Here is an 11,940-nt window from a genome sequence, read left to right as displayed (position 1 = left end):
GATTAGCCCGTCAGGAGAAACTCTTCGGGTCGGCGTCGTACACCGAGATGGGATCCAGGATGACCCCGTTGTCCTCGACGTAGCGGTCCCACAGCGCGAGGAGTTCGGCCAGCTTCTCGGGTCGCGCGGCGGCCAGGTCGTCGATTTCACCCGGGTCACGGGAGAGGTCGTAGAGCTGCCAGGTGCCCGGGCCGTACGGCGTGGGCAGGTAAAGCGCCTTCCAGTCGCCCCGACGGACGGCGCGGCGCCCGAACAACTCCCAACCGGTGCCGGCATCGGCGTCATGCACCGCCTCGGCCGCGCCCGACAGATACGCCACCAGCGAGCGGCCGCGCATCGGTACCACCTCACGGCCGCGGTAGTCGGCGCCGGGATGCCTGGCACCGGCCAGTTCCAGCACGGTCGGGGCAATGTCCATGACGGTCGCGAACGCTGTGCCGATCTGCTGCTGCCGGGCAAAGCCCGGCCAGGTGAGGAAGCCGACCACCCGGATCCCGCCTTCCGTGGTGAACGCCTTGTGCAGCCGCGACGGCGCGGTGGCGGCCTGTGCCCAGCGCGGGCCGTACCACACGAACGAGGTGGGGCCGCCAAGGTTGTCGAGGCTGTTGTCGCAGTGTTTTTCGATCTGCGCGGCGATCTGGGCACCGCGAAGCGGCATCGCCTCGACGATCGCACCCTCTGCGCCGTTGTCGGACAGGAAGATGACGACTGTGTCGTCGAGCTCGCCGGTCCCGGTCAGGTAGTCGATCACCCGGCCGATGTTCCAGTCCATCCGGTCGACCATCGCCGCATAGACCTCCATGCTGCGGGCCGAAAGCGCCCGCTCCTGTGCCGTCATGTCCGCCCACTCCGCGGCGCCGTCAGCGACGACCGGGTGCGCCTCGACATCGGGCGGGCAAAGGCCGAGCCGCTTGAGCGCGCCCAATCGCGCCTCGCGCAGCACGTCCGGTCCGGCGTCGTAACGGCCGCGATAGGCCGCGATGGATTCGGCGGGTGCCTGCAGCGGCCAGTGTGGCGCTTGAAACGGCAGATAGGCGAAGAAAGGCCGGTCGTCATCCCCGGAACGCTCGCGGAAGAACCGCAACAGGGTATCGGTGTAGAAGTCCGAGGAGTAGAAGTCGTCGCCAACCGTGACGAAGTGGTCATCTTCGGTGTAAAGCGTTGGCACAGATAAGAAGCTGCGAGCCGCGGCGCCACCGTAATGGCTGGCGCCGGCCGGCAGCAGAGCGAACGAACGCTCGAATCCGCGCGCCCACGGCGACGTCTCGATCGTCTTGCCCAGATGCCATTTGCCCGACATCAGCGTCAGATAACCGGCGTCGCGCAGCAGCTCGGGAAACGCAATAACCCGGTCGTTCAAATAGCCCTCGTAACCGGGTGCGCCGCGGAATCCGGGGGCGGCGACCTCCAGCATCGTGCCGAGGCCGGCCACATGGTGATCGGCTCCGGTCAACAGCATCGCCCGGGTGGGCGAGCAAGCCGGCGCCGAATGAAAATCGGTGAACCGGACGCCCGCGTAGGCCAACCGGTCCAGATTGGGCGTATTGATCTCGCCGCCGAAGGCTCCGATGTCGGAAAACCCGAGATCGTCTGCCACGATAACCAGGAAGTTGGGCCGCTTCACGCTAACGCATCCGGTCCGGTGTGGCGCCCACATCGGGATTGCTGCCGACGCGAGGGTTGAGCGCTTGCAACCGCTCGACTTCCATTAGCGCCAGAGGGTAAACGTAAAGCACCGCTTCACAACTCAGCGTGCGCAGGTCGTCCGGCACTACACTCATCGGCCGCCCCTTCTGACGACGAGCCCGCATCTGGCGAGTCCAACGTACTATGCGGCCCAAGGCCTCACCTGCCCGGACTACCGACCATCGCCGGCCCGGCCGATCACCTCGATCGCACAATTGACGCCTGGCACCCGTGACAGACGTGCATCCGCGGTGAGCAACACGGCATCCAGGGCCTCAGCGAGGGCAACATATGCAGCATCGTAGGGCGTAATCGCATGCCGCAGTTCCCATATGCGGTGTAGCAACGGCTGGTGCCGGGCCCGGCGTAAGGGCAGATCCTCCAGGTCGGCTACCGCTGCGGCGGCTCTTCGAGCAGGTATCAGTTTGGCGGCCACATGGCGGCGCCATACCGAGACCACCTCGAGATCGACGAGTTCGGGAGCGGCCAACATTTCGTCCGCCAATCGTTCGCGGGCGAGCTGGCCATCTGTCCGATCATCGCCCAGGGCTACCGCCAATATGCTCGCGTCAACGACGATCACGTTCTGCCCGAACGTGATCGACAGCGACCGTAAGGGACACCCGGCCACCGCGCCGTTCGGCGACACGGTCGAGAACCTCATCGAGAGTGGGCTGATTCGCTTCGGCGATCAGCCGGCTCCGCAGGTATTCCTGCAGGGACTGATGCGCACGCGCGGCCCGCTCACGCAGAACCCGGTGGGTGTCTTCAGGAACATCCTTGATCTGCACGCTAGGCATGGCGCCATTTTGGCGCCAATGGCGCCAAAATACAACCACGCCTTGCACCCGGGCGGACACCTTCGACTTATCCTTTGATCTCGCCGGCGATCCCGCGTTCGATGCTCGCGCGGGTGTTGCCCGGCAGCACGATAAGGCCGTCGAGTTCGGCGCGCGCCAAACCATATGCATGCTGACGTTCTTGTGGCGTCGCAGCGCTGTCCGACGCCACCCGCAGCAGGTTCTGGGCGCGCGCCAGCCGCTGCCGTTCGTCCCTGGAGAAGTCGCCTCGGCGTCTGCGGATCGCCTCCGCTTCCGCGGCGTTGAACGCGGTCACATAGTCCTCGACCGCATCCAGATAGCGTCGGGCAGCCTCGCGGTCGTCGAGAAGATCCTCCGCCCGCGACGGTCGCTGAAAGTCGGCTGCCAGCTTGGCCTTATGAAAGCGCGTCGTGACGGGGTCGCGCATGTCGGTCATGACCGGGAAGTCAAGCAGCTTGGCGGCGTCGAGTTCGTATTCCAGCCAGCGTGCATCCGTTTGATCGTGTGCATCGATCGCGCGTCTGATCGCCCGCCACTGCGCCGCTTGATTGCCGGCCGTGGCCGCACCGCACTCCGCGCTCGCGGGGTTCGTCGGCGCGGGATCGCTAGGCCGCTCGCCTGACCTTCGGTTGATGGACGAGATGGCGCGGATGCCGGCGTAGATCACGCCGACGACCGGCGCGACCACTACTAGCAATTCGACCAAGCGAAACAGCAGGCCCACGAGGCCAGGATGCCATCAATTCATTACCGCTTGCCGGTTTGACCCGCGGCGATCTCGTCGGCGGCCCGGGCCGCGATGTCCCCGGCCAGGCGCGACGAAATCTCGGGTGCGTTCGCCGCGAACCGTGCCAACACCCGCTGGCGTAGCGGCGCCACCGTGACCTCGCCGCGATTGCGCTCGATCGCGCTGACGACGGCGGCTCCGACCTGCTCGGGCCTGCCGGTGCCAATTAGCGGTGGCGACGCGGCCCCTGAGTCGGCAAACATCCCGGCGCCGCTGATCGCTCCCGGGCTGATCACCGACACGCCGACACCAGCGGGCCGCAGGTCGTCGCGCAGACACAGCGCGAAGCCCCGGATCCCGAATTTCGTCGCGGCATACAGCGAAGCGCGGGCCGTCGCCGTTTTGCCGGAGATCGACGAGACGAAGACGAAATGCCCGGATCCCCGCTTGGTGAACGCCGGAATCAGTTCCCGCGTCATCTGGACCGGCGCCTCGAGGTTGACCCGGAGTGCCCGGTCCACCTGCTCGGCGGTGAAGCTTTCGAGCCTGCCGGAGGCCGGCAGCGCGGCGTTGGCCACCAGGACATCGATCTCGCCCGCATCGGCCAGCAGGGCGAGCGCGGCGCCGGGCTCTGCGAGGTCGCCGACGACCGTCCGGTGGCCACACCCCGGCAGCGAAGCCGCGAGCTGGTCGAGCTCTTGTGCTTTGCGTGAGCTCAGGATCAGGCGCGCGCCGCGGCCGGCAAGCGCCGCGGCGATCGCCCGTCCGAGGCCGCCGGTGGCGCCGGTGAGCAGCACGGTCTTGCCGGTTAATTCCATGGCGACGACGCTAGCCGATCCTCCCGAGGTACTTGAAGCTGTTCAGCACGTCGTAGCCGACAGGCGTCGCACGGAGCGTCGAGATCAGCCGCACTGGCGTCGCCTCCACCGTCTCGTAGGCGGCCAGTGCGGACGTTCCCCCGCAAGCGGGTGTTACCCCCAGCTCCACGAAATGCCGCCTCGGATTCCACTTTTCTTTGTCGCGGACGGGGCCGGACAGTGGATGCCGCACATCCGCCAATCGGCCAGCAACGATCGGCAACTGCGGCGAGTGCCGTGACCTCGGGATCTGGACAGGTCACCAGCGGCTATTGGCGGTACGCCCCACAGCATTAGGCTGTGCCCGACTGACGAGGAGTTCGTGATGACAAACGTCGATATTGCAGTGCTCGCGGGCGCAGCCCTGGTGGTTGCGGGGTTGGCGTGGTATTTCTTCGCCCCCCGGCGTGCCCACGCCGCGGCGGTCAGCGACGGGGTGCAGCGGGTCCACGTAACGATCCGCGGCGGATACAGCCCCAACGTCGTACAAGTGCGTCAGGGCATACCGGTGGAGATCGAATTCGACCGGCAGGAAACCGGGGATTGCAGTTCCCGAGTGGTCTTTCCCGACCTTCACTTGTCGGCGTCGCTGCCGGCGCATCGGCGGACCAGCGTCAGGTTCACCCCGCCACGAGCGGGGTCGTTCGGATTCTCCTGCAGCATGAATATGATCTACGGCACGCTCATCGTCACCCCCAGTGGTCAGGACACTCAATTCCCCGAACAGCCTTACGCTGCAACGGATTACGTACCAACAGAAGCCACCGAGGAGCCGACTGCCGCGGATACGGAAGCCGCGCAGGCCGAGGAACGGCGCGCCGACATCGCCGACCTGACCCGTCGGGTCATGATCGGGGCGCTGCTGACCGCGCCGGTGCTCTACGCGGTGATGGCCCAACCGCTAGGCGCCCATTGGGTACCCGCGGTATTGCTCAACCGCTGGCTACAGTTGGCGTTTATCACGCCCGTGATGTGCTACGTCGGTTGGCCGATCCATCGCAGCGGCTGGCTGGCGCTGGTCCATCGCAGCCCCGACATGAACAGCCTGATCACCCTGGGTACCTCCGCGGCCTACGGCTACAGCCTGCTGGTCACCGTAGCCGCGACGGCCCTACCACCCGAAGTGCGCGACGTGTATTTCGAGGCCGTCGGGGTAATCCTCACCCTGATCATGGTGGGCCGGCTGCTGGAAGCACGTGCCAAAGCCGGCACCGGCGAAGCCATCCGGGCCCTGCTCGGGCTGCAGGCGCGTACCGCGCGCGTCGTACGCGGCGGCAGCGAAACCGAGATCCCCATCGATCAGGTGGTGGTAGGCGACGAGATAGTCATCCGCCCCGGGGAGAAAATCCCGGTAGACGCCACCGTGATCTCCGGCCAGTCCGCCGTCGATGAGTCCATGGTGACCGGAGAATCGATGCCAGTGACCAAACACGGCGGCGACACCGTCATCGGCGCGACCGTTAACACCACCGGCTCGCTGCGGGTGCGCGCGGTCAAGGTGGGCGCGGACACCATGCTCGCCCAAATCATTCGTATGGTGCAGCAGGCCCAAGCGTCCAGGGCACCGATTCAACGACTGGCCGACGCAATCTCGGGGTACTTCGTGCCGGTCGTGATCGCCATCGGCATCACCACTTTCGCGGTGTGGTTCGTCGCCGGCCCGGCACCCGCGTTAACGCAAGCCCTGGTATCGGCGGTGGCAGTGTTGATCATCGCCTGCCCGTGCGCGCTGGGCTTGGCTACCCCACTGTCGATCATGGTCGGCACCGGGAAGGGCGCGCGCGCGGGCATCTTGATCCGCTCGGCCGAAGCCCTGGAAACCGCGCACCGGCTGGACACCATCGTGCTCGACAAGACTGGCACCATCACCGCCGGCAAGCCGGCACTCACCGATGTTCAGGTGACCGGGACACTCGCGGAGCGAGAGCTCGTTTCCCTCGTTGCCGCCGCGGAATCCGACAGCGAGCATCCGGTCGCCACAGCGATCATCGGCGGGGCGCGCGATCGCGGCATTCACATTCCCGCCGCCGAGTCCTTCACCTCGATCACCGGCAAAGGGGTCCGGGCCACCGTCTCAGGCCGTGCGCTGCTCGTCGGCACCGCTGCACTGTTAGCCGAAAATGGCGTCACTACGGACGAACTAGAGCCGATCAGCACCGAGCTGGCGGCCGCCGGCAAGACCCCACTCCACGTTGCGGTCGACGGCCAGCCGGCCGGGGTGCTCGCCGTCGCGGACACGGTCAAGGACGACTCCGCCGCCGCGATCGCGGCCATGCGCAAGCTGGGTTTGCAGGTCGTGATGATCACCGGAGACGACGCGCGCACCGCCGCCGCGATCGCCAGCCAGGTCGGGGTCTCACGGGTGCTCGCCGAGGTGCTCCCCGAACACAAGGCCGGTGAGATCCGCCGGCTGCAAGCCGGGGGGCGCCGAGTCGGCATGGTTGGTGACGGCATCAATGACGCACCCGCCCTCGCGCAGGCCGACGTCGGCCTCGCCATCGGGACCGGCACCGACGTCGCTATCGAAGCCGCTGACATCACGCTCATTTCCGGGTCACTGGCGGGGGTGGTCACCGCGATCCGGCTCTCGCACGCCACCATGCGCAACATCCAGCAGAACCTGTTCTTCGCCCTGATCTACAACGCCATTGGCATCCCGCTCGCGGCCGGCGTGCTCTACCCACTTCTTGGGCTGCGACTGTCACCCATGATCGCTGCCGCCGCCATGGCCCTGTCTTCGCTGTCGGTGGTCGGCAACGCCAACCGGCTACGCCGCTACCGCGTCGAGCCGTTGGCTCCTGCCCCACCGCAAATCATCGAACCTCAAGTGGAAACCGCCGCGGCCCCCTAGGCCGCATCGTCCGTCAGAGTGACTCTGGATTCTCCCGCATTTCGACCGGCACCCTTGTCGTCCACCGCACGGAACCACCAGTTTTGCGTGAAAACCGCTGCAGGAGTGAGCTTCTCACCCAGCGCCTGCTCGGTACCATACATCGCGCGGTAGGCGAGGATGCGGTCGAGGCCGATCCAGCAACCCGCGGCCCGGCCGATGCCCGCTAGGGATGACCGATCTTCGCGATTCTTGTAATCCCTTGCAGGACAGGTGCTTCCACTACCCTCCAGGTCAGAACGGTGGTGGGTCGTGGTCGGTGTCGGGTAGGGCGGGGCCGGGGTAGCTCGAGGGCTCGGCTCGCGGCGTGGTGCGGGCGTGGTGGTTGTGGCGGCGTTCGGTGGCGATGCGGTGGGCGCGGTCTTGGGCGCGGGTGCGGCGGCGTTTGGGCATCATCGCGGTCCGGTGGGCGCAGTAGTCGTGCGGGGGGTCGGCTTCCGGTGCCGGCATACCGCCGACCGCGCGGCACAGGCTGGGAAACAGCAGCGCACTGCCCGGGGTGGTGACATAGGTGTGCCCCGACGGTGAGGTGAAAATCAGGGTCCCGTCGGGCAATTGCCGTTCCCGCCAGCCCCAAAAGGTCTTCACAAGGTGATGGGTTCGGCATTTGCAGTTCAGGTTGGCCGCATGGGTGGGCCCACCGGCGGCGTAGGGGATCGAATGATCCACATCGCAATCGACGGCGGGCCGGTCACAGCCGGGCCAGCGGCAGGTCAGATCCCGGCACCGCACAAAATCGGCCAACGCCTTCGAGGGCACATAGCCGGGCTCGGGTGGGGCATCGCCGGGATGGGCCAGCGGTACCAGTGTGGCCGTCTTCGCGAGTTCGGCGATCAGTTCGGGGGTGATCAGCCCGTCGGCGCCCACCATCGAGGCCGGCGCCGAGCTGGTGCCCTCGAGGCTGGCGGGTTCGGCGATCACATGGATCACCACCGGGGCCGCACCCGGGCGGGTGGCGGCCGGGCAGTCGGTGCGCCCGCAGCCACAGCCCAGCCGATCCGCCCCGGCGGCCAGCGCCCCCAGCGCGTCGGCGCGGCGCTGCTCGCGGGTGCGCGGATCGTGTTCGCACACGGTGGCCGCCAACGCCGACAGCCGCTTGTCCAGTGCGTGGGCGTCGACGCTGTACAGGCTGCCGTCGATGCGCGAGAGGCCGTCTTGGTCCTGTCCGATCGAGATCTGCCGATCGGCCTGATACTCCTTACGGCGGCGCACCGCATCGGCGTCGACGCGGGCCACGATCCTATCGACCGCCCCGGACAGCCGGGCGCTGGTCAGCGAGGGCCAGCGCGTCACATTGAGCGCCACCAACTCATCCACCGCCGCCAGCACCTCGGGGTCGACGATCAGATCGGTGCGGTACACGATCGTGGAAAACGCCCGAAAGTCGATCTCGCCGGCCACAAACACCGCAGCGGTCTTGGGTAGCCGCTCACGCATCGCGCGCGCATACCGCAGCCGGCCGGCGGCGCGCGCCTGACTGATCCGCAACGCCGCACCCACCTCGGCGGCCACGGCCTCCATGGTGTCGATCGCCCAGTCCTCGGTCTCCGAAGAGCGCGAGAGCCGAGAGGCGAACAACTCCCCCATCGCCACCAGCTGCGCGGCGGCGGCCCGGTTCTCCGCCCGAGCGGCCGCACAGATCCGCTCTATCAGCCCCGCCGACTCCGCGGTGGTCGACGGATGGCGCCGCTCGACGTGCTCATCGAAACGGGCCACCACCTCCGGATCGAGCACTTGTTCGAACATACATTCGATACTAGCAGACCCCGCCGACCGCGTTGACTCATCAGAAATGCGCGCGAAAGGGTGATTCGTTGCCTCACTGAAAATGCGCGCGTACGCCCAGTGGATGGGGTTGACGTTGGCCGAGCGCAGAGCAATCACCGAGACGACCGCGACCCGCTACCAGCTGGCGAGTAAGGGCGTTAAGAGCCGGATTCTCGACGAGTTGTGTGCGAACACCGGGTGGCACCGCAGCCATGCCCGCAAGGCGCTCAAAGCGGCGCTGCAACCCAAGATCGTCACCCCGCGCAGTCCCCGGCCCGTGAAGTACGGGCCCGATGTCATTGCGGCACTGACGCTCTGCTGGACAGTGCTCGGAATGCCCGCCGGCAAACGGCTTGCGCCGATGCTCGGCGAACTGGTGGCCGTGCTGCGTCATTTCGGGGAGCTGGTCATCGATGAGGACACCGCCGAACTACTGGTGTCGATGTCGGCGGCCACCATCGATCGCCGCCTGGCCGGTGAGCGAGCCAAACACCGTAAGGGGCGTGTGGGCACCAAGCCGGGATCGCTCTCAAAAGTCAGATCCCGGTGCGCACCTGGGCAGAATGGGACGACGCCCGACCCGGGTTCGTCGAGATCGACACGGTCTTTCACGACGGCGGCAATCGCGGTGGGGGCCATGCCTTCACGCTGACGGTCACCGACATCGCCACCGGCTGGACCGAGAATCGCTCACTGCCTGACAGGGCCGCCAAGACCGTGTTGGCCGCCCTCAATGACATCGCCCGCAGGATGCCGTTCCCGATCCTGGGGGTGGACTCCGACAACGGATCAGAATTCATCAACGAAGACCTGCTCAGATGGTGCCAAGGTGTTGACCGGCGCTCAGGATGAGCACGATGGCGGCATTGACGGTGAGGGTGTGCGGTCATGAAATGACCCCGCCGGGAGATGTCCGGCGGGGTCGGTGGTGTTCGGGGTGTCGGGGTGGTGTTCAGTCCGCCGTGACTTCGGCGATGGCCGTGCGGGTGGAGGATTCATCCACGATGGCCTTGTCGGCGGCGAAGGCGGCGACGAGGGCTTGCAGCGCGAGGTTGTTGACGGCGCGCGGATAGCCGCGGCTGGTTTGATGAACGAGCGTGACCGCGTCGTCGGAGAACAGCGTGTCGTCACGCCCGGCCAGCGCCAGGTGGTGACGCAGGTAGCTACCGGTCTCCTTGTCGGTCATCGGCTGCATCGTGTAGCGCAGCCCGATGCGCTGGTCGAGCGCGGCGAGCACGCCGAGTTTCATCCGCCGCCGCAGGGTGGGTTGGCCGACGAGCAGGCAGGCGAACGGGCTCGACGAGTCGAGATCATGATTTGTCAAGAGCCGCAACGCTTCTAATTGGTCATAGCCGAGCAGGTGGGCCTCCTCGACGACCGCTACGGGGGTGCGTCCGCGCTCGGCGTGTTCGGCGGCCAGCGCGTCGGCGGCCTGTGGGGCCAGGGTGGCGTGATGGGTCAGCGGCTGGCCGCCCAGTGAGGCGACGATGCGGTGGTGGATGCCGCGCACCCCGACGGTGGGATCGGGCAGGTAGATGACGGTGTGGCGGCTACGGTCCAGGGCGGCCAGCGCGGCGCGCACGGCGACGGTCTTGCCGGCGCCGACCTCGCCGGTGATCACGCCGATACGGCGATCGGCGATGCACCAGCCGATGCGGGCGACCGCTTCGTTGTGGGCGCTGTGGCGATGCAGCATGGAAGGGGCCAGATCGCGGCCGAACGGCATCCGGGAGAAACCGTAGTAGGAGATCAGTTTGTCCATCATTGTGGTCGGGCCTCCTGGCCGGTGAGAAGGTCGAGCTGGCCGGGGATCTGATCGGCAGCCCCGGACAGGGCGGCGTAGTTGACACCGCGGGCGAGCTCGGCCGCGTGCGCGGTCTCGATCAACTTGGCGTAGTCGATGCCACTGGGTTTCGGTGGCGCGGTGGGGGTTTCGGGTTTGGCTTTCGGGTGCGAATGGCGCCCGATGTGGTGCGGGGATCGCCAGCCCCATCGGGACGCCGGCCAGACGGACCTCGATGCGGGTCAAATCGAACGGGTCGAAGACCAGCTCGACTTTTTCGGCCGACCAATGCCGGGTCGACCTCGTAGCTATTGCCGTGTAGCGCCACGGTGGCGGTCTTGGTCACGCGGCGGTATTCCTCCCACAGGAATGCCTCGGTGAGCGTCTGCGGGGCGGGCAGCGCGATGGGGCCGGTGACTGACCAGCGGGCCAGCGGGGTTTGTCCGGTTTCGGAATGCACCGTGCGGTGATAGACGGTTTCCACCCAGGCTGCGAAGAGCCGATTCAATTCGGCCAGATCGGTCACGTGGTGACGGCCGACGACGTCGGGGTCGCCGGTGATCTCGACCAGGAACTGCTCGCGCACGGTCCTGAAAAACCTCTCTATCTTCCCCCTGCCTTCTGGCCGACCTGGCGTCGAATGAACCAGGCGCACACCGAGCTTCGCGCACGCCCGCAACAACCACGTATCCACATAGGCCGAGCCGTTATCGACATACACCGCAGTCGGCACGCCGCGGGAGGCCAGCGCCGGGCGCAGCGCGGCGGCTAGGCGCACGGTGTCCTCGGCATAGCCCCAGCGGTAGCCGGACAGCAGCCGGGAATGATCGTCTAGAAAAGCGAACAAGTAGGTCTTGCGGGCCTGGATTCGTAAGCCGTGTAACGCATCTCCAACCCACAGGTCGTTCGGGTGCTCGGCCTCGAACCGGCCGAACACCGCCGGGGCAGACCCGCCGGCGGTGGCGCCGGTGAGCCCGAGCCGGTGAAAGTTGCGCTGCAAGGTGCGTTCATCCGGTGCCCAGCCCAGCTGGGTGCGCAGGATCCGGCGGATCGCCGCGGCGGTGCGCTCCGGGTTCTCCCGCCGCAGCGCCACCGCCAGCTCCAGCACCTCGGCCGGGGTGCGCGGCGTGCATTGGCGCGGGCTGGGCACCAGCGCGTCGAACCCGCCGGCCCGCCAGTCCCGGATCCACCGATCGATGGTCTGCCGACTGATACGCACCCGCCGCCCGAACGGGTCGAGGTGCTCGCGCGAGGCCAACTCGCGCACCATCTTTCCCCGCTGCTTGGTGGAATGCGCCGGATCCGCCGCCTCCCGAATCAACTGATACCGAAACAACCCGATCGCCCGGGCCCGCTCCGCGCGCACCTTCGCCTCATCATCGCCGACCGCCACCGGCCGCTCCTTTCCG

At 67.2% G+C, this 11,940-nt stretch carries 10 protein-coding genes and 2 pseudogenes; 2 read left to right on the top strand and 10 right to left on the bottom strand.

The window, feature by feature from the left end; genetic code table 11:
• Positions 1–10: 10 nt before the first annotated feature.
• The 7 genes from G6N24_RS08230 to G6N24_RS08205 form a co-directional block, all read right to left on the bottom strand.
• Positions 11–1,624 (bottom strand): arylsulfatase, encoded by a 1,614-nt coding sequence (locus tag G6N24_RS08230; protein WP_085160387.1) that lies wholly within the window; start codon positions 1,622–1,624, stop codon positions 11–13.
• 1 nt (position 1,625) lies between these two features.
• Complete coding sequence (locus G6N24_RS08225; RefSeq protein WP_163745458.1) at positions 1,626–1,781, bottom strand: hypothetical protein; 156 nt, start codon at positions 1,779–1,781, stop codon at positions 1,626–1,628.
• Positions 1,782–1,858: 77 nt separating this feature from the next.
• Positions 1,859–2,350, bottom strand: coding sequence for a type II toxin-antitoxin system VapC family toxin (locus G6N24_RS08220; protein ID WP_232070722.1), 492 nt, complete (start codon positions 2,348–2,350; stop codon positions 1,859–1,861).
• Positions 2,256–2,486: a FitA-like ribbon-helix-helix domain-containing protein gene (locus G6N24_RS25745; protein ID WP_085160391.1), complete on the bottom strand. Its 231-nt coding sequence runs from the start codon at positions 2,484–2,486 to the stop codon at positions 2,256–2,258. Before G6N24_RS25745 ends, G6N24_RS08220 begins: the two co-directional genes overlap by 95 nt.
• 67 nt (positions 2,487–2,553) lie before the next feature.
• Positions 2,554–3,231 carry a hypothetical protein gene (locus G6N24_RS08215; protein WP_163745457.1) on the bottom strand — a complete coding sequence of 226 codons (678 nt, stop codon included), beginning with the start codon at positions 3,229–3,231 and terminating at the stop codon, positions 2,554–2,556.
• Between the two features lie 23 nt (positions 3,232–3,254).
• Positions 3,255–4,052 (bottom strand): SDR family NAD(P)-dependent oxidoreductase, encoded by a 798-nt coding sequence (locus G6N24_RS08210; RefSeq protein WP_085160395.1) that lies wholly within the window; start codon positions 4,050–4,052, stop codon positions 3,255–3,257.
• Between the two features lie 10 nt (positions 4,053–4,062).
• Entirely contained in the window at positions 4,063–4,221 is a 159-nt protein-coding gene (locus G6N24_RS08205; RefSeq protein ID WP_163745456.1) for a hypothetical protein, read from the bottom strand.
• A gap of 195 nt (positions 4,222–4,416) precedes the next feature.
• Between G6N24_RS08205 and G6N24_RS08200 the strand changes: the two genes are divergently transcribed.
• Positions 4,417–6,942, top strand: a complete 2,526-nt coding sequence (locus G6N24_RS08200; RefSeq protein WP_085160399.1) for a heavy metal translocating P-type ATPase — start codon at positions 4,417–4,419, stop codon at positions 6,940–6,942.
• 273 nt (positions 6,943–7,215) lie between these two features.
• Here the strand turns inward: G6N24_RS08200 and G6N24_RS08195 are convergent, their stop codons facing one another.
• The gene (locus tag G6N24_RS08195; RefSeq protein ID WP_163745455.1) at positions 7,216–8,727 is read right to left on the bottom strand and encodes an HNH endonuclease signature motif containing protein; all 1,512 of its coding nucleotides are present in this window, start codon (positions 8,725–8,727) and stop codon (positions 7,216–7,218) included.
• Between the two features lie 103 nt (positions 8,728–8,830).
• Between G6N24_RS08195 and G6N24_RS08190 the strand changes: the two are divergent.
• Positions 8,831–9,576, top strand: a pseudogene (locus G6N24_RS08190) (integrase catalytic domain-containing protein); the annotation flags it as partial.
• 124 nt (positions 9,577–9,700) lie between these two features.
• Here G6N24_RS08190 and G6N24_RS08185 read toward each other — a convergent pair.
• Together G6N24_RS08185 and G6N24_RS08180 are read right to left on the bottom strand one after the other, a co-directional pair.
• Positions 9,701–10,513: an ExeA family protein gene (locus tag G6N24_RS08185; RefSeq protein ID WP_085158057.1), complete on the bottom strand. Its 813-nt coding sequence runs from the start codon at positions 10,511–10,513 to the stop codon at positions 9,701–9,703.
• A pseudogene (locus tag G6N24_RS08180) lies at positions 10,510–11,924 on the bottom strand (DDE-type integrase/transposase/recombinase). The gene G6N24_RS08185 and the pseudogene G6N24_RS08180 overlap by 4 nt, the downstream one beginning before the upstream one ends.
• Positions 11,925–11,940 lie beyond the last annotated feature (16 nt).

Source organism: Mycobacterium lacus (assembly GCF_010731535.1).
Taxonomy (GTDB): Bacteria; Actinomycetota; Actinomycetes; order Mycobacteriales; family Mycobacteriaceae; genus Mycobacterium; species Mycobacterium lacus.
Note: the sequence above shows the minus strand (reverse complement) of the source record. Positions and strands in the feature narration are given on the sequence as shown.